The organism is Sphingobacterium sp. ML3W (assembly GCF_029542085.1).
In the GTDB taxonomy this organism is placed as follows: Bacteria; Bacteroidota; Bacteroidia; order Sphingobacteriales; family Sphingobacteriaceae; genus Sphingobacterium.
Map to the genome: position 1 here is coordinate 1,938,426 of NZ_CP107036.1, position 18,932 is coordinate 1,957,357.

Consider the following 18,932-nt stretch of genomic DNA (forward strand, 5'->3'; position numbering starts at 1 on the left):
TTACAATTTCCTTGCATTGCATAAGCCATTTTTTTAATAAAATGAAAACGATTTTTGTTACATTTGAACTTATACGTTAACCATCATGTTAAGCCAGTCGGAAATATTAAAACATTTGGAATCCCTTCAACAGCTGAATGATGAAGAACGCCTTGAATTGTCCAAAATATGCAAACCACTATTTTTGTCCAAAAAGACCAAACTTGTGGAAACGGATGATCGATTTGATTCTGTCTTTGTACTGACAACGGGCTTGTTACGTTGGTATTTCTATTCGGATGATGGTACCGAAAATAATGTTTTCTTCTCCTCGGAAGCAGATCATGCCTTTATCGCCAGTATCCCTGAGTATTATGCTGACCAACGGGAAACAAAATACACCATCGAAGCTGTTGTGGATACACAGTTACTGCTATTTCCGAAAGAAATCTTTGAAGATTTGGCCTTTCAACATAAAGGGATTTTCCAGTTCTATGTCAAATCCTTAAAAATTATTATTGATACCTTACGCATCCGTACCGAGCAGCTATGCAGTGATTCTCCAAGTGCCCGCTATGAGGTTTTCCTAGAAAACCGTTCGTACATCACCAAAAATACAAACCGCAAGCATATCGCTAATTTCTTGGGCATTACACCAAACTCTTTGTCCAGATTAACAGCCCGTATACAAAAAAAACGGCCACCAAAAAACTAACTTAAGAATACTTTTTTAGCCTGTATTCGTTCTAATTTTGCTTCGTCAAAAAAGCTGTAAAACAGCCATTTGTACAGATAGTATGATTTAAAACGAAAACAAAATGAACAAATTTATTGTAAGAATAGGTGTCTTAAGCCTATTCGCACTTTTGGAAATTAATGTGGTACATGCCCAATCTCATGAAGCGGAAAAGGTTGGCCTGTACATCACCCAAGAAATGTCATTTTTAAATATGACAACAACGCAAGCCGAACAGGTTTATCAAATAAACCTTCAGGCAGCCAATGCTGTAGAAAACTTACGCCAAAATAGCAATGCTCAACAAATAGGCACTGCGGAGAACATCGAAGGTTTTACAGAGATCCTAAAACAAAGGAACCTAGCTGTACAGGAAATTCTTTCACCGGTACAATTCCAACTCTTTAAAGAAAACAAAATAATAAGAGCAGCTACTTTCAGGACTATTGTCATGGCCAAAATGTTGGATTTAACCCAAGATCAGCTCGATCCAATTTTTGAGATCAATCAAGCAGTAGTAAAAAATGTAAGAAAAGACCTGGACACATACTTTTCTGCGGATAATAACTGGGGTAAAAAAAATGCACAACGTAAACTGCATAGAGCGCTAAAGAAAACGGACAAAGCATTTGACAAAGTCTTAAGCCCGCAGCAAACTACAATTTACCATGAAAATGTTGATCTTTTGCGAAATGTACTTCGCGAAGAATATGGAACTAAAGACTCGTTTTAAATCATGTTTTCATGATGCTCGGCTCTATCTTAATTGATATTGCCGAGATTTTTATCACCAAATTTATCTTATCATGCAAAAATTATTAGCAACAATTTGCTTATTGCTATTGTGCAGCGTTTCACATGCCGCTACTGGCGGTGCCGAAGACACGATCGCGGATGTAGCATCATGGCTTATCATATTTATCTTACCTATCGCTGGAATTTTTCTTTTTTGGAAAGTACATATTTATCCTGAAAAAATAGCGGAGAAGAAAAATCATCCACAGCTAAGTGCCATAAAAAGTATGTGTTTACTTTCATTGATATTCGGCGGTCTTCTCTGGCCAGTTGCCTTGATATGGGCAAATTATGACTATAAAAAAGATAAAGTGCCTGTTCCAAATTTAGGAGAATCGGACTCTTCTTCAGGTAAAGAAAGCTTACATATTGAGGAAAAGAAATAAATTCTATAAGAAATACAGAATCATCTAGAACAAAAAAATTATGTTAGAATTACTAATAGGAATATATGCCGGTATTTGCTGGCTTATCATCAAAAAACTAAAACTAATCCCTTGGAATTTCAATACGCAAGTTGTAGTATACTCATTACCTATTTTTGGGTCTATTGCCCTGATATTGAGTCTCAACTATTTTTGTCCCATTACATCGGATGTAAAAGTCGGTAACCGCAGTGTCGATATTACAACCCAAACCTTAGGGAAAGTCAAAAAAGTATATATCAAAACAAATCAGGAGGTAAAAAAAGGAGATACACTATTCACGATAGATCCAGTACCATACGAGCAAGAGATAAAATCGTTGGAAGCCCAGCTCAGCAATATGAAGTCTACCGTTTCCTCCTACACTTCGGATATTGATGCTTCCCGCAAAAATATACTGAGTTTACAATCTCAGCTTGATTTGAGCAATAAAAGAATAAAGCAATACCAGGAACTCGTAGCGGCTGGTGCAGCCAATAGATTTGACCTGGAACAAGCTGTCGCTACTTCGCAGGATCTGCAATCGCGAATTAGTGCTGCTCAGGCACAAAAATCGTCGTTGGAAGCCAAATATCATTCGACTCATAACGGCGAAAATGCGTCTATTGCGGAACTAAGGGCTAAATTGGATCAAGCAAAATGGAATCTTTCCCAAACAGTAGTTTTAGCGCCTACCGATGGTCTAATTCCAAATGTACAGCTGAATGAAGGGGCGATGATGGCACCTTTTAAATCAGCTTTTGTGCTGATTCAAAAACAACAATCTATTATCGCCTTCTTCTCTCAAAATGAGTTGGAAACGGTAAAAAATGGTAATGAAGTCGAACTTGCTTTAAAGACAGCCCCAGGGAAAGTAGTCAAAGCAAAATTGGAATACGTGGTTGATGCAACCAGTCAGGGTATCATGAACAATGCCGGTGGAATGCTTGGTGGTAATGCCACAACTTCAGGAATTCCTGAAACAGCGCGACAAGTGCCCGAAACGGATGGAAAGCTCATTGCGAAATTTGTATTGGACGAAAACGAGCAACCGCTAACTGTCGGTGCAAGAGGAATGGCTGTCATTTATTCCGACCATATCAAACCGTTGCATCTTATCCGGAAAGTAATGGTGCGCGTGAGCAGCAAAATCAATTACTTAATTCCAAAACTACATTAATATGATAAAGAAAATCAGTATAGGGGCTCTCCTACTATTCAACTTGACTTCTTGTATCGGTTACAAAAATGCAACAATTGAGAAGATTGATGAATTAAAAAACACGAGCGCAATAAAGGCGAATGTTGAAATATCTGATAAATGGATTCAGGAACAAGGTCAGAACCAACCCGCTTTTTCCTATGCGTGGATGAACGAACTCCTCACACCGGAGTTGGAAGCGTTAATCAAAGAAGGGCTTGCCCATAATGCGGATATTATCATCTCCAAAGAAAAACTGAATCAAGTTGAATTAGCTATGGATATCGCCGGAAGCAGCCTTTATCCAAGTGTTAATGCATTAGCAAATACAGGTAACAACCTTGTCAGTGGAAGCCACACTGGAAAGTTGCAACTAAAAGCCAACTGGGAACTTGATCTCTGGGAAAAAAACAAATCTGCGGAAATGGCGAGTGTAAGCCAATACTTTTCGGCAACGTTTCAGCAAAAAATGCTGGAACAGTCCGTTGCCGGGATAATTGCTAAGGCATATTACCTGAATATTGCAGGTCAGTACCAAGAACAAAAAATCAGTGAGTATATTACAAAAACCGAAGACTTAAAAAGGATTTTAACTGTTCAGAATAAAGTTGGAACGGCAAACGCGCTCGATTTGTCCAATATAGAAAGCGAGTCTATTCTCCTGAGCTCTTACCTTGAGAAAATTAAAAATGCCAATTCGCAATCAAGAAGAAGTTTAGAAATGTTGTGTGGAAAATATCCAGAGGGTTTGATAAAAGTAAATACGAAATTTTCGGCTTTACAACAGGATATCCCAACAAATTTTCCACTAAATGTTTTGGAAAAGAGAGCCGATATTATGGCCCAGCAATTTCAAATAGAATCCAGTTTCTATGAAATTCAGGAAGCAAAAGCAGCGCGGTTACCTGCCATTAACATCAGTGCTGCATTTGGAGCAGCGGAAACAAATGTTGAGGGGATCAGCAATCTGTTTTCCAATCCATTGATAAAAGTCGGTGGTGGCTTAACAACCCCTATTTTTAACGGCGGAAAATTAAAAAAGAACGTAGAAATAAAAACCTCACAACAAAAACAAGCTGTTGAGGAGTATGCAAAATCAGTCCTACTAGCTTTCAGCGAGGTAGAATCTGCCTTAGCAAATTTAGGTTCAATCGAAAAACAAGAGGTTTTCCAGCAACAGGCAATTTCTTCGTTGGAGAAAAATATAGATTTAACAAGAAAACAGATCAATGTCGGCAGCAGCAACAGTTTCATCCTGCTTCAAAAGCAAAGAGATCTGGTAAAAAGGGAAATGAATAATATCGATCTCCATCTCCAACAGCGCATTGAAAGGATCAACCTCTACATGGCACTAGGAGCAAATGGACTTGCTAATTTTTAGATACGACAGGGCATGAGCAAAAAAAGTTAATCAAAAGATTAGCTTTTTTTATAAATCACCGATTTAAGAATTTAATAACTTATCTAATGATCTGCATCATTTAAATCTGTTATTTCATGTTATCTTCGAGATATTGCTCCTTATTTGGCAGCTCAAGTTTCTACACTTTATGGTAAAAAGATTGATCACATGAAAAATTTACTATTATTGGATCTGCCCCTATTCGAGATTCTGGTATGTACAGTTGTTATAGTCAGCATTTATCTGTTGTTTTTGACATTCTTCAGAAAGAAACCAGAATAGTTCTTTATTGAAGTTCATTTTAAGAAAGCATATTTTTTAAAAAGGGTATAGATGAATAGGAAAATAACGAAAGATCATTATTCTTATCTAATATTATTAATGAATCGTATTTGTGGTCATTTTTATTGTCTGTAACCATCGTTCCACTAATTTTTCCCAATCGGCAATAGGCAATTTTTCCCAATCAGGAATTTTTTGTGCCGATTCACGCAATCCAAATGCATGTCCACCCTCGGCATAAATATGATATTCTGTAGGAACCCCAGCCTTTTTTAAGGCGATATAATAGACTAATGAGTGTTGTATTGAATCTATGTTATCATTCCCAGCTTGTAATAAAAACATTGGCGGCGTATGACTATCAACAGGAAGCGTCCGGTTAAGTTCGTAAAGCCGACTCGTGTGAAAAGTCATGTGCCCAGGATACATGACAATTCCGAAATTTGGTTTACAACTTACCCGATCAATTTCATCCATTATGGCATAAGCACGTTTTCGATAATTCGTACTAACTTCGGCAACTAAATGTCCTCCAGCAGAGAATCCCATGACGCCAATTTTATTTGGGTCTATATGCCATTCTTTTGCTCGGGACCGTACCAATCCCACTGTCCGTTGCGCGTCTTGTAGCGCAAGAGGTTTGACCGGATCTTTTTCACAATCGCAATCTTTATCATAATGAGGACCTGAGGCAGGAACCCGATATTTCAAAAGTATGCCTGTTACACCTATTGACGCTAACCATTCACAGATCTCTGAACCTTCAAGGCTAATAGCGAGCTTATTATATCCCCCACCTGGAAATACAATCACCGCCGCCCCAGTATTTTTCACTTTAGGTGGATAAATCGTTATCGTCGGGTTGGAAACATTTTTTACCATTCCATCATTGTAGGTTTCTGTCCCGGTTACCAGTCCAGCATCAGGAATATTATTCGACCAAATAGGTATCTGTGAAGGTGTAGATGAGAATTTGGAAGTATTTTCCTTCGGTCTTTGCTCCAATTGACCCTGATTTTGTTGTTTGTTATCACGACAAGAAATTAGGCAAATCCCCAATAATGACATGACAACTATTTGTCTACTTGATATTATGCCTTTCAATATTTTCATTTGCCACTTATCAGTATATTAAACTAATCATCAACCAGTTCGTATGGGATTGATCCAATTATTCACCTATTAAATTTAACAAAAAAAGATTAAAGCGGCGGTAGCAATAGTGTATTGAAAGGACCATTATTTTACAAGACCAAAACAATTGTGGATGTCACAAAAACCGATTATTTTATACCTAGGCATATATTTTTTGTATAATTTAGGGGCTTAACCCATTCGCACATGAAGAAAAATGAAATAACGTTATCTGCCTTCCATGGTAAATATACTTTTGGGGCATCGCTAATTACCATATTCATTTTATTTCCGATTTCAATCATATTCATTAAAGCTATAGATGTTAAATATACAGTAAATCAAACCCAGCTAATTATCGTAATATTAAGTTTAGTTTTTGGTTTTTTAATCGTTGTAATGAAAAGTACCATGCAAAAAATTTTATTCGTAAAATCTGAAGATCAATTTTATTTGAAAGATGAAAAAGGAAATGAAGTTCATTTGCCTGATAACACAACCTATAATATTTACAACTATAATTCGAGAAAAGCGTTTATGTTAAGAATCACAACACAAGCTGGCACAAAATATTTTTTGTCTCCTGATATGAACATGAAATCCGATATTGAAGATTTTTTTGCCAAGTTCCCGCAAAAACCGAACAGAAAGGACTTTTATATTAAGGCTTATCCTTACCTGATTTGTTGCGTTTATTTTATAATAAGTATTGTGCTCGTATTATTTATTTAATGATTGAACATTAGCATCATCTCGCAATCCAGGTTCAAAATAGACGCGAATACCGCTTTAGTACATTACCCCTATTTCTTGTCGTGATATACATATTCAACAATGCTCTTCCATATCTTATTATTATAAGCATTCATCTTTGAGATGGTGCCGGCATCGCTTACGACAATAACCTGGGTATCAATACCATCCACGGGCTGAACACTTTTACCTTCCTCCGAAGACCGAAATTCTGCTAAATTGATTTTAGCTGTCAGGTCTTCCCAATCCTGAGAAACTGTTTTCTTATGATATTCTGAATTATTAGCCGGATTAGCCGCAACTGTTTGACGATAGTGCGTGGAGTCTTTATCGATAAAGATACAGGAGTGAAATCCTAGTTGCCCTCCTGTATTGATGACTTCAATAGATTTTATTACGACATCTTTCATAACTCCAGGCGAATTTGAGGTCTTGTTCTTTGTTTCAGTGCAGCCGATCAAAAACAAGGATAAAACAACTAATTTATACATTCTTCAAAATTTAAACTTTTATACAAGGTCAAATTGTTTATGAATAAAGATAGGACATTTTATTTCCTGTCTAATTACAATCTTATATCTGCCAGCGATCAGTTACAATTCGTTGCATAAGAATCATTATTGTCTATTACGGTAAATACACATAATTAGAATCTTAGTCAGATAATAAAGTCTTCTTATCAACTTTTTTACTGAGCTAACAATACTTATAAGAGGTAAGATCTTTATCTGAACTGATGAGTATTCTTACTGTTAAAAGGGTTTCTGAAATAACGAAATCGGACACTTGTCAAACAAGAAAATGAGACTAATCAGCGGGAATTTGATATGATTTGGCGGGATTCTGATCGGTTATTTTTCTAATTTCATCAACTTCATAAAATAGCAAGTTACTGAAGATAATCGAACTTAAATCCATATCCAACAAGCAATGAACCAAAGTCGTCTTTCTACAAAATCCCATTACCCTATCCTGGATGGATTGCGTGGTGTCGCGGCCATCATCGTTGTCACCTTCCACCTCACTGAACCTTTAGGAACCGGACATCTGGACATCCTAGTCAACCATGGTTATCTCGCTGTTGACTTTTTCTTTCTCTTGTCCGGATTTGTCATTGGCTATGCCTATGATGACCGTTGGCAGAAGATGAGTCTCGGTACCTTTTTTAAACGCCGAATCGAGCGGCTTCAGCCGATGGTCATCTTAGGGATGACCCTTGGCGCTATTGGGTTCTACTTTACGGACTCGACTATCTGGCCACTTATTCATACGGTTCCCTTATGGAAAATGTTGCTGGTGATGCTTATTGGTTATACCATATTACCCATTCCGCTCTCTTTAGATATTCGTGGCTGGCAAGAAATGCATCCTCTTAATAGTGTGGGTTGGTCGCTATTCTTTGAATATATTGCCAATATCCTTTATGCAATCGGCATTCGAAAGCTATCAAAAACCGCCCTCGCTATTTTGGTGCTGATCTCGGCCGTCGCTCTCGCCCATCTGGCCATTACAAGCCCCAATGGTGATGTCAGTGGTGGTTGGACACTCAATATGGAACAACTACGTATCGGACTTACCCGGACCATGTATCCATTCTTTGCCGGTTTATTACTTTCTAGGGTAAGCAAACCTTCTCAAATAAAGTATGCCTTTTTGTACTGTAGCCTCTTGCTCGCCATTGTATTATATATGCCCCGTATCGGTGGCGCCAAACATCTTTGGATGAATGGAGTTTACGAATCAATCTGCATAATCATTATTTTCCCACTTATTGTTTACCTGGGAACCAGTGGAACAATACAGACACAAAGAGAGTACAGGGTTTGTAAATTCTTTGGCGATATCTCCTACCCTCTCTACCTCGTCCACTACCCAATCGTTTATTTTTACGTCGCCTGGATCAGTAATCATCAAGGGATGACATTCGCTCAGGCCTGGCCGTATGCACTGATCATCTTAATTTCCAGTATATTATTAGCCTATATAAGTTTAAAATGGTATGATGAACCCATTCGCACATGGTTAAAAAATCGTAGATCTTCGAGGGCTCAGTAATCAAGATTCCAAACATAACTTCTGGTATAAAACGGAGGATATTTTTTAGAAATATTTTAGTTGAAATTTTAATATTAAATTTAGTAAACAATACAATATCAAAACTGATGATGTGTTTACTTTACCCTCCTATAAATAGGAGGATAAATTTCACGATTTATATGTATTGGAATAATTGAGAATACTTAATAAGTTTGTTGATGTGCTAAATCAGTCTTTTTAAATCACTGAAAAGCACACTATTAAAACACTTCAGATGAAGAAACTGCTTTTCCAATTTATCTTAACTATACTGCTGCTATCCCCAACATATGGTCAGGATACCAGTGCTATAGATAGTTTAAGAAATGAATTTACGGCAGCAAAATCTGACACCGCTAAGCTATCACTATCAAACAAGCTCGCTCGAGAATATTTTATCCGTGGCGACAGCATTTCTGCCTTCAAGTATGGGTATATATCGCTTGCACTTGCCCGAAAAACAAAGGTGCCACTGTATCGGGCAAAGGGCAACCAGATCATGGGTTATCTACACACCATATTGATCCATATGGATAGTGCAAAGTATTACAATAATCAGGTTGTCCAAATCCTAAAAAGTGCAACATCTGCTGAAGAAATGCGCGTTGTGGCCTATGCAAAAAATAATTTGGCAGCCAATTACCATGTGATTGGTCAGCTCAAAAAAGCAGTTGAACTTTTAATTGAAAATCTACCAATATTTGAAAAGATAAAGGATAATAGGCTTTATCATGTAACCTTGGAAAACATTGCAGCCACCTTTAACGAATTGGAAGATTATGAAAAAGCCACATTCTATATTCTAAAAGGGATCGATTTTCTAAATAAAAATAATTTTGATCCAGAGCATAAAATTGGTACTTATCTCATAGGCACTTTAATTACATACGGGCAGAATGATCTGGTGCTTATGAAAACCTATCTTGATAAAGTCAAGTTGTATTTAGATCAAGTGGGGACTTCCACCCTATATTCCTGTCGTTATTACGCTTATTTGACCTGGTATTACGTCAGAAAGAAGGATTTAAAAAAATCCAGGGCGGCGCTAGCACAAGCGGAAAAAGCGCTGAAAAATTTGAAGAGCCGAACCAATTACTATGATTTCTACAATTCACAATATGAGGTTGCCTATTTAGCTGGAGACAATAAAACAGCTCAGCAGGCTGCATTTACTTTATATAACATGGCAAAAGAGGATGACCGTAAATCGGTCGCCGCCAGTCATGCACAGGATGTCGCGCTTATGGCCAGCAGAAATGGTGATTATAAAACTGCTTACACCTTTCAAAAGCGATATTCAGTTATTTCTGATAGCACGAAATACGAAAACATGGAAGTAGAGATACAGAATCTAGAAATCAACTATCAAACCGCAGAAAAAGAAAAACGTATTGCCCTATTGGAAAATGAACAACGTGAAGTCGTATTAAAAAGCAAAAATCAAGTTTTGCTGAATTTAGTTTTGGGTATTGGCGCTCTTACTTTCTTATTGGTCATGTTGTTTCTTTTTTATGTGCTAAGGACAAATAAAAAGAATAATAGAAAACGTTTGGAGGAAATCGGCCGGGATCAAGAACTTAAAATATCGCAGGCGCTACTTGAAGGCGAAGATCGCGAACGTATACGGATCGCGCGTGATTTACACGATGGTATCGGTGGAACATTAAGTGGAATAAAACTAAAGCTTTCAGATCCAACTGCAGATAGAGAATTGATGGTCCAAAAGGCAAATGAGCAACTTCACTCCGCCATTGGGGAGCTCAGAAGAACCGCAAGAGGAATGATGCCGGAAAGTCTACTGAAAAATGGGCTTGAGACAGCACTACATGACCTATGTACAGATCTGATAAGCTCCGAGGTACAGATTGAATTTCAATCCAGTGGTTTGTCAGATCATTCCATGAATAATACTGTTCATATCTACCGCATTGTACAAGAATTATTGACCAATGCAATCAAACACGGTAAGGCAAAAAATATTCTGGTACAACTTATCCAAGAACAAGATGCTATCTTGATCACCGTAGATGACAATGGTAAGGGATTTGACACAGGACAAATGTCAAACGTAACAGGTATAGGTCTCAAAAATATTCAGAATCGGGTTGACTTTCTTAAAGGGACATTGTCAATTGATAGTGATCCAGGAAATGGAACCTCCGTAAATATTGAGATTTATGTACGATAGAGAATTCGTTATAGCCATATTAGATGATCATCCAATGGTATTGGATGGTATCCAAGAAATTATCAGGAGAAATATCACCAATGCAACAGTCATCGGTTTTCCGAGTATTATGCTATTTAACGATTTTATCAGGGCCAAGCCTGTGGATCTGCTTTTGGTGGATATGTTTCTCAGTGATGGACGTGGAATTGATGTCTGTAAGGAGGTTAAAGAAAAGTTCCCTGTGGTTCGTGTATTGGGAATGAGCAGCGCACTTGAAAGAAGTACAATTGTTGAACTGCTGCAACAAGGAGGATCCGGTTTTATTCTCAAAAATACCGAGGCTACCGAGATCTTGGAAGCGATTGAAAAAGTGATGCGTGGCGAGATTGTCTTAAGTCCTGAAGCAGATAATCTATTAAATAGATCTTTAGACAATCCAAGTCCCCTACCTACCCTAACCAGACGTGAACGAGAACTATTGCGCTACCTAGTTCAAGGAAAAAAAATAGCTGAAATTGCAGACCTATTGCTTTTAAGCAACTCAACGATAGACACTTATTGCAAGTACCTTCTGCAAAAATTTAATGTGAGTAATACGACTGATTTGCTAACCCTCGTTTCCAGAGAAAATATATTGTAAAAAGTCTTACTGATTATTATTACTTTACTTCCCTATCTATTCGTTGTCATATCATTTAAATCAAAAATTATAGTGATCTTTTTAGCTCAATCTAGATTGACAAAGCTATTGCATATTAAATCCAGCCTAACCATTATCCACGTGATAGAAGATGAATATATCAATCATAAAATACCAAAAGGTAAACAAAGAGCTTCCTGAAAGCAGCCTAATAATTTTATAAAAAATTGAATGTAAATTAACAAATAACGGTTATCTTCATATAGCATACCCTACTTTAATCCATTTCAGAAGTCATGGCATTAACGAAAGGAATTGGACTGTATTTGTTTGAAAGATATTCCACTACATTACTAGGAGTTATCTTTTATATGTTAACATATATTCAGCATAGGGAAAATCCTAAGTTTAATGAAAGCAATATGATGAAAAAAACTGTATTAACCATTACATTAAACCCTTCGGTAGACAAAAGTACAAGTGTTCAAAACATTGTTCCCGAAAAGAAACTGCGCTGCAATCCCCCAAAGTATGAAGCTGGTGGTGGTGGTATTAATGTAAGCCGTGCGCTCAAACGACTTGGTATATCTTCAAACGCACTTTTTACCTCTGGAGGAAAAACGGGCAATATGTTGGAGGGATTGTTAAAACAAGAAGAACTCGATATTACACCAATCCATATCAGCAGTGAAACAAGGGAAAACTTTATTGTGATAGATACGACCACCAATCAACAATATCGATTTGGATTTCCGGGTGAAGCCTTTACAGCGGAAGAGAAGGAAAACATTTTGGCTATTGTTGACCAATTAAATCCAATACCTGATTTTGTCGTCATCAGTGGTAGCCTCCCAAATGATGTTCCCGCGGACTTTATTGGATTACTTATCAATAAATATAAAGCAAAAGGAAGCAAAGTGATCGTAGATACTTCCGGAGATGCGCTTAAAGTTGCTTTGGAGGAAGGCGTATATTTGCTGAAACCAAATGCGGGTGAATTGGCCGCTCTTGTTGGAAAAGAGGAACTGGCTAGCACAGATCTGGATCATGCCGCCAAGCAAATAATTGCACAGGGCCAAGCTGTCCTTGTTGTCGTATCTCTGGGAGCTCAGGGAGCCGTGCTGTATACCGCAGCAGAAAAAATTCAGATGGTTCCACCACTTGTAAAAATACGTAGTACTGTTGGTGCTGGAGATAGTATGGTTGCAGGTATGGTATCCGTTCTGACCAGAGAAGGCACAACCGAAGAACTGCTTCGTATGGGAATAGCTTGCGGATCGGCAACCACTATGGCCGAAGGAACCGCCCTCTTTCAAAAGAAAGATGTGGACAGACTATATGACGAAGTCAGAAAGTTATAAGCCCGTAGCTAAAATACGCGCGGTTTAATTTTTAGAATAGCTGTTCAGTTGTAATAAACCTGTTTTCGGCCATTCGGGACGAGCAACGCTATAAGAAACTTTTTAACCTAATCTTTATTGTATTTATGCATATCAAAAACATTCAGAATCACAATCTTTTTGCATATCGAAGATTACGGCGGGCGATCGGTTATCTGGGCATCTTTCTACCTATTATCTTGGTTTTGCTGTCCTTATTTAAGTTTTTCGGCACCAGCATTCAACCATCCATCAGTCATTACTATTTTTCAAATCTGAGAGAAATTTTTACCGGAACTTTGTCTGCCGTTGGATTATTTCTAATCTGCTATAAAGGAAATGGAAATAAAGTCATTTGGAAAAATGATAATATCCTCACAAATCTTGCTGGATTTATGGCGATTGGAGTTGCCTTTATACCCACAGATCCAATTGGTAGCAGCTGCACGCAATGCACACTGGTTGCAGTTGGTTTAAAGGAACTACATTATGGGTTTGCAGCTGTACTTTTTCTGACGTTTGCATTCCTTTCCATCAATGTATTTACTATTGGCCAAGAACCAAACAAAGAGATTCCGATTAGTGTCATGAATGAAAATAATATTTACCGTTTTTGTGGCTATGGTATAATCGTTTGTATCGCTTTGATTCCGTTTAAGCTCTTTGGGTATGCAACACTTGTATTTGAGGCCATTGCACTTTTTTTATTTGGCAGTTCATGGCTTATTAAGGGACGTGCTTTGGGTGACAAAGGTGCTATAGGTGAAAAATTATACCGTGAACATAATACCACAGATACCGAAAAGGCGGGGGCGTTCTAGGTCTTGGGATCATCTACTGGGTCGGCCTCTACCCGCTTCTCCTCCTGTGTCAACGGAGCTGGAGGAATCTCACCACCAGCACGTTCGATTTCCTGAGTCTCCACATGTACGGCAAATTGAGCTGGTTCGATCGGAATCCCCATCACCGTTGCATATTCTCTTGTATAGATGGCTCCAAAATATAAGATAGCAGCAGTATAATACACCCAAAGCAAAATCAAGACAAATGATCCCGCAGCACCATAGGTGTCCTGGGTCGCTGAATGTTCCAGATATATTCCGATCAGATAACGACCCAAAATAAACAAAACTGCTGTAAATAGGGCCCCTGCACGAACTGTCCGCCATTGAATATTGACGTCGGGAAGTACTTTAAAAATAATACTAAAGAGTAAGAATATAATACCAAATGATAACGCAAAGTTGATTCCGTCAAGCAGCACCACTGTCATGTCGGGAAAATAACGTTGCAATTGTCCTGTAAGGGCCAAGATTACACCATTGATAATCAAGGTGACAACCAATAAAAATCCCAGACCAATGACTAAGGAAGAAGACAACAAGCGATCCTGAATCAATTTCAGCCAGCCCTTCTTCGGCTTGGCCCGTACATGCCAGATTTTATTGATTGAATTTTGGATATCTCCAAATACACTGGTTGCTCCTAATATCAAAGTTATGCTGCTAATTAGCAGTGCCATGTTGGATTTGCCCGAGAGTTCGAGATTTTGAATAACTTCCTGAATCTGTTTGGCGGCACTGTAACCTACTAAGCCACGCAGTTCCATAAAGACCTTCCCCTCGATGGCATCTTCACCATAAAATATACCTGCCAGCGCAATTATTAAAACCAGTATTGGGCCGATCGAAAAAACAGTATAGTAAGATAAAGAAGCACTATATTTCATTGAATCTTCATTCAAAAATCCGGCAACTGAACTCTTCAAAATTCGCCAGTAGGTCTTTATCTTACTTCTACTTTTAGTCCTTATATCCATATTGATCATCTTTGTCAATAAGAATAAACCACCTTCCGGTAAAGAATGTTTTTGGATTTACAAAGAAACAGCGGAATACTAGTGTGGCGCAACCCTATTATTCATGCGAATAATCCCAAATAGTCCCCTGAAAAACAAGCTGATTGGCGCCCGCGACTTTTAAGGTAAGATCCATATCCGAAGCGATCGCCTTCAACATTAAAATCGGAGTGACTTTTAAAGCATTCGGCCAATCCACAAGATGAATTGCGACATGTGAAAGACTATTGGTTTTCGTATATTTTGCCTGCATCTTGTCTATCGTTGAAGCCGTCGATAATATACTAAATTGACCATCATTTTTCTGAAACCACTGGTAAAACAACTTATTGGGGAGAAATTTAGGTAAGCTCTCATCCCCCCGAATTCCAAACCGAACATTTGGCACTTTACTTTCATAGGCTGTTTTTTCCTCTACTGTTTCAAAATTGTCATTCACCGCATAATTAATAATGGTATCTGTCTGTACGACCTGATTTTTTAAAACTTCGATATCAACGTAATTCCCATTCGCATGGGCCATAATCGAGTCTGCCGAAATCGGAAGATCAACAAGCATGTCTTTTAAAGCTGTCTTTAATCGTTCGTTTGGAAAATTGATCCAGCCTTTGCTGATGTAATTTTCGTTTACCAATTCCCGGACGAGATATTCCTGTGGAAAATTCCAAGTATCAGATTGGAGTTCACCTGCGATCTCAATACGGCTACCTTTCAGGTCAAATTCAATAAAATTTTTGGAAGAAATAGCACTATAACGCAATGATTTACGGGTTAGTTCGCTCGGGTGATTGATGAAACTCTCAATAGATACCCGCTCTGTATCCGACTGGATCAACTGGATCATTTCATCCTTCTTTTTATCGAGATTAAAACCCAGTCCCACCAACACGGTGTTACCCTTCCAAACAAATGCAATTTTATTTGTATCCTGATAAGCATAATTTACTCCCGGAGCGACATTATTTTCAATGGAATCAACTTCCAGCCCCTCTTTTAAGAATGTCAGAAATTGCTTCTCATCTTTCAAATCAAAAAAAGCATAAAAGTTATTTGTCGTGTCTTCCAGAGAAAAAAGGAATACATTGGCCTTGATATCTATTCCATTGTCTTTTAGCTTAGTCAATTTTTTAGCAAAGTCCTGCCCTCCTTTCGGTGCAGTTTGCCATTTATCGAAAAATTGATTCAATAGGATATCATCCAGAGAAATCGTCAATAAAGCCTTACTCTTTTTATGGACTACAGACTTATACGACTGCTGTTGTCGAATGATGTAAATGCCACAGCCTATTATCACTAATCCTACGATAATACCTAAAGTCCAAATTATTCCTTTTTTAATCATTGTCAGTTATATCAATTGGGTTGTCCAGTTCAGGTTGTTCATCCGGCACAATGCCATCAAGCAGTTGGTTGATCATAAACTGTAAGCCATTGTTTGCGTTTGCTGGCAGTTCAAGTTGCAAATCAGTTTCCAGTTTATCGCCCACAATTCCTTTAGAACTCAAGGTAAAATTACCATAATTATTCAATTCTGCTAATGTAGATCGCCAGCTATTGCCCAATACGAGATTTAGATCTTTTGTCAGCGCTGGTATTTTCTTTGTTTGGAAAGCCGCAGAAAATTTACTTACTTTCATAAGTTTAGCAAAAGATTTATTGGGCTTGGTCGGATAGTTATCCTTGTGCAAAATTTTATTTAACTGTAGGCTATCGTTACTGATCATCACTAGATCTTCATTGAACAGCAGGTATAAAGGAAAATCTTTGCCATTGCCTTGTTTGATTTTATAGATCCCTCCCGCAAAGCTTGCATCAGACTTTGATACCGCGACATCCAATGCCTTTTTGATAATCCTTTGATCTTCGGATGTAAACATCCAGATAAAAGATACTACCTTCTCCTCCTTTGTCTTATTAACTTCCTTTAAGTCATAATTATCATCATAGTCGTAATCAACATAGTCGACCTTCAGATTAGTAATTCCATTGACAACGACCAAATTGTCCCCGGGCATTATTTTGGCAACAGCTTTTTCATCCAGTGCAACTTCAAGTCCAAGAGCCATCAGCTCAAGTACCTCATTCTCTTTTCCAAAATATTTTTTCAGGTTTTTTGTGAAAAATGCCGGTATTTCCTTTAGGTAAGCTTCGGTATTCACATTGACATTAAAATAACCTAAAGTTTCCTCTGTTAAATACTTTGCAAACTTCGGATTTGGCTTCCTTGCATACAATTGTTTAGTCAGTTTCACTAAATCTTTGCCCAGGGTTACACCGGTTTTAAGCGTAATTTTATTTCCCTGTTGCGTCAAGTCAAAAAACATGTCCTTATAGTCATTTTCCAAAGAGAAACTGCTTGTATGATAATACGCATCTACCATGGAACGTACAGAACGAAGTCCGTCATAGAGACCTTCAACTTTGGGTAGCCATACACGTGCAATATCCACATTCTTCAGAAAATGCGCCTGCTCTTGTGCAGTTATATTTGGATAGTTACTGTTCAATAACTGCTCCTGCTCACGCAGTAACCATTTTTCCAATAATATATTCTTAATAGAATCATTTCGTCTATTCACCTCCTCGAAAGCGGTATCAAGTGAATCATAGTTGATATGATTTTCATAGGCACTAGTATCAGCCTCGGTTACACTGGCATAGACGTCCAAAGATTCTCCCTCCTCTTGCTTTACCTCAGCTTTTAATGTATCAAAATCAAATGCATCCCATTCCATCGTTGTAGAATCCATTGGTACAGAATCAGCACAATTAGCTGCTGCCTCGGCCTCATCTGCTGCCGCAGTGGCGGCAGATACTGCAGCGGCGGCATAATCTATATTTTCGATCCCATATATTGCGGCAGTAGAATCGTTGGCAAGATAGGTCGTACCAACCTCACCTTTTAAAATTCTAAACTCCTTTGCATTCCAAGCGAGCAATTGACCATCCGCGGTTCTAAATCGGCTATAGCCGTTCAAGGCAGGAAGCGAAGTCCCCTTCATATTCAACAACTTTTCAAAGCGGCTGACAGCATTGATCGGGACAATCAACTCTCCGTATAGCAAGCTATCCCTATCATTCCTGTAGTATATAGCCATTCCCTTCGAATCAACTCCTGTCTGCTGGAAATCCTTTTGCAGGTCAATACCCTTCTTTTCAAAATATTTAAAAAAACCAATCCGATCCAGCAACTTATTCAATGTGGAAGCTTCTGCGTATTCAACGACTTTAGCCAGATTAATAGCCACTACTGTATTCGATCCATCAGGTATTTTGGTGTCAAATCCCTGCGCTTGCACCGAACCAAAACCCAAAGACAACATAACGCCAAAACAATAGGGAAGCAATTTTCTTCCCGGACGACCTAATAAACTAGCTGATATAACCATATACATTTGATGCTTTCTCTTATTTATCTATAGCATCAAATGTATCAAATGCAATAGGCTATTCTCATCCCTGAATTCAGGTAATTCACAGATTTCTACTAAGCTTCACGTATCAAACCATATTCTATAGCGGATTTGACCGCCGCAGTTACACTTTTCGTCTGAAATTTTTCCATTAAGTTTTTACGATGGCTCTCCACAGTATGGGAACTAATAAACAGGGATTCGGCAATCTGATTGGTCGTCAGTCCTTTGGCCACAAAGGTCAATATCTCCTTTTCACGACGTGTAAGCTTGGGAACTTGTTTCAGTCCGGCATCTGTTTTCTTATTGAGTATAACTTGGGTTTTCTCACAGATGTACCGCTTGCCCACCAAAACATCGGATATGGCGGTAATGATTTCATTGCCGGTGGCATTTTTTTGAAGATAAGCATCTGCCCCCTCATTCAAAATACTATTGATAACCGCCAATTCATTATGCACACTAAAGGCTACTATTTTCAGCTCTTTATGGGCTTCTTTCAGCCCCTTGACTAGATCTATTCCATTTGCATCGGGAAGATTGATATCCAATAACAATACAAGCGGTGCATCTGCTACAATGTTTTTAAATAGTTCTGCTGCACTTGCATACATACCCACAACTTCAAAATCTTCGTGGGAATTGATAATATTTTTTAATCCCTCCAACAACAGCGGGTGATCGTCTGTAATCGCTATCTTTATCATCTT

At 38.2% G+C, this 18,932-nt stretch carries 17 protein-coding genes; 11 read left to right on the top strand and 6 right to left on the bottom strand.

All coding sequences use genetic code 11. The annotated features are described in order from the left end of the window. The first annotated feature begins 115 nt into the window (after positions 1–115). The 5 genes from OGI71_RS08310 to OGI71_RS08330 all read left to right on the top strand — a co-directional run bounded on the left by OGI71_RS08310 (position 116) and on the right by OGI71_RS08330 (position 4,496). Positions 116–694 carry a Crp/Fnr family transcriptional regulator gene (locus OGI71_RS08310; RefSeq protein WP_282254924.1) on the top strand — a complete coding sequence of 193 codons (579 nt, stop codon included), beginning with the start codon at positions 116–118 and terminating at the stop codon, positions 692–694. A gap of 103 nt (positions 695–797) precedes the next feature. Next, complete coding sequence (locus tag OGI71_RS08315; RefSeq protein WP_282254925.1) at positions 798–1,448, top strand: hypothetical protein; 651 nt, start codon at positions 798–800, stop codon at positions 1,446–1,448. A gap of 73 nt (positions 1,449–1,521) precedes the next feature. Then, complete coding sequence (locus OGI71_RS08320) at positions 1,522–1,896, top strand: DUF3302 domain-containing protein (RefSeq protein WP_282254926.1); 375 nt, start codon at positions 1,522–1,524, stop codon at positions 1,894–1,896. Positions 1,897–1,936: 40 nt separating this feature from the next. Further along, the gene (locus tag OGI71_RS08325) at positions 1,937–3,094 is read left to right on the top strand and encodes a biotin/lipoyl-binding protein (protein ID WP_282254927.1); all 1,158 of its coding nucleotides are present in this window, start codon (positions 1,937–1,939) and stop codon (positions 3,092–3,094) included. A 1-nt stretch (position 3,095) separates the two neighbouring features. Next, positions 3,096–4,496 (top strand): TolC family protein, encoded by a 1,401-nt coding sequence (locus OGI71_RS08330; RefSeq protein WP_282254929.1) that lies wholly within the window; start codon positions 3,096–3,098, stop codon positions 4,494–4,496. Between the two features lie 399 nt (positions 4,497–4,895). Here the strand turns inward: OGI71_RS08330 and OGI71_RS08335 are convergent, their stop codons facing one another. Further along, on the bottom strand, positions 4,896–5,912 hold the full coding sequence (locus tag OGI71_RS08335) for an alpha/beta hydrolase (RefSeq protein WP_282254930.1): 1,017 nt from the start codon (positions 5,910–5,912) through the stop codon (positions 4,896–4,898). Positions 5,913–6,140: 228 nt separating this feature from the next. On the opposite strand from OGI71_RS08335, the gene OGI71_RS08340 reads away from it, so the two are divergent. Continuing rightward, the gene (locus OGI71_RS08340) at positions 6,141–6,665 is read left to right on the top strand and encodes a hypothetical protein (protein WP_282254931.1); all 525 of its coding nucleotides are present in this window, start codon (positions 6,141–6,143) and stop codon (positions 6,663–6,665) included. A gap of 71 nt (positions 6,666–6,736) precedes the next feature. Here OGI71_RS08340 and OGI71_RS08345 read toward each other — a convergent pair whose 3' ends face one another. Then, on the bottom strand, positions 6,737–7,177 hold the full coding sequence (locus OGI71_RS08345) for a hypothetical protein (protein WP_282254932.1): 441 nt from the start codon (positions 7,175–7,177) through the stop codon (positions 6,737–6,739). A 439-nt stretch (positions 7,178–7,616) separates the two neighbouring features. On the opposite strand from OGI71_RS08345, the gene OGI71_RS08350 reads away from it, so the two are divergent. The 5 genes from OGI71_RS08350 to OGI71_RS08370 all read left to right on the top strand — a co-directional run bounded on the left by OGI71_RS08350 (position 7,617) and on the right by OGI71_RS08370 (position 13,772). Next, positions 7,617–8,741 (top strand): acyltransferase, encoded by a 1,125-nt coding sequence (locus OGI71_RS08350; RefSeq protein ID WP_282254933.1) that lies wholly within the window; start codon positions 7,617–7,619, stop codon positions 8,739–8,741. A 256-nt stretch (positions 8,742–8,997) separates the two neighbouring features. Next, complete coding sequence (locus OGI71_RS08355; protein WP_282254934.1) at positions 8,998–10,950, top strand: ATP-binding protein; 1,953 nt, start codon at positions 8,998–9,000, stop codon at positions 10,948–10,950. Next, positions 10,940–11,572 carry a response regulator transcription factor gene (locus tag OGI71_RS08360; RefSeq protein ID WP_282254935.1) on the top strand — a complete coding sequence of 211 codons (633 nt, stop codon included), beginning with the start codon at positions 10,940–10,942 and terminating at the stop codon, positions 11,570–11,572. The genes OGI71_RS08355 and OGI71_RS08360 overlap by 11 nt, the downstream gene beginning before the upstream one ends. Before the next feature lie 422 nt (positions 11,573–11,994). Further along, the gene (locus OGI71_RS08365) at positions 11,995–12,933 is read left to right on the top strand and encodes a 1-phosphofructokinase family hexose kinase (RefSeq protein ID WP_282254936.1); all 939 of its coding nucleotides are present in this window, start codon (positions 11,995–11,997) and stop codon (positions 12,931–12,933) included. Between the two features lie 125 nt (positions 12,934–13,058). After that, positions 13,059–13,772, top strand: coding sequence for a hypothetical protein (locus OGI71_RS08370; protein ID WP_282254938.1), 714 nt, complete (start codon positions 13,059–13,061; stop codon positions 13,770–13,772). Here OGI71_RS08370 and OGI71_RS08375 read toward each other — a convergent pair. From OGI71_RS08375 to OGI71_RS08390, 4 genes are all read right to left on the bottom strand, one after another. Continuing rightward, positions 13,769–14,770 carry a YihY/virulence factor BrkB family protein gene (locus OGI71_RS08375; protein WP_282254939.1) on the bottom strand — a complete coding sequence of 334 codons (1,002 nt, stop codon included), beginning with the start codon at positions 14,768–14,770 and terminating at the stop codon, positions 13,769–13,771. The two genes, OGI71_RS08370 and OGI71_RS08375, sit on opposite strands and share 4 nt — an antisense overlap. A gap of 97 nt (positions 14,771–14,867) precedes the next feature. Beyond that, positions 14,868–16,151 (bottom strand): hypothetical protein, encoded by a 1,284-nt coding sequence (locus tag OGI71_RS08380; protein WP_282254940.1) that lies wholly within the window; start codon positions 16,149–16,151, stop codon positions 14,868–14,870. Next, positions 16,144–18,198, bottom strand: coding sequence for a hypothetical protein (locus OGI71_RS08385; protein ID WP_282254941.1), 2,055 nt, complete (start codon positions 18,196–18,198; stop codon positions 16,144–16,146). The genes OGI71_RS08380 and OGI71_RS08385 overlap by 8 nt, the downstream gene beginning before the upstream one ends. 98 nt (positions 18,199–18,296) lie before the next feature. Continuing rightward, a complete protein-coding gene (locus tag OGI71_RS08390; RefSeq protein WP_282254942.1) occupies positions 18,297–18,929 on the bottom strand; it encodes a response regulator transcription factor in 633 nt (210 codons plus the stop codon). Positions 18,930–18,932 lie beyond the last annotated feature (3 nt).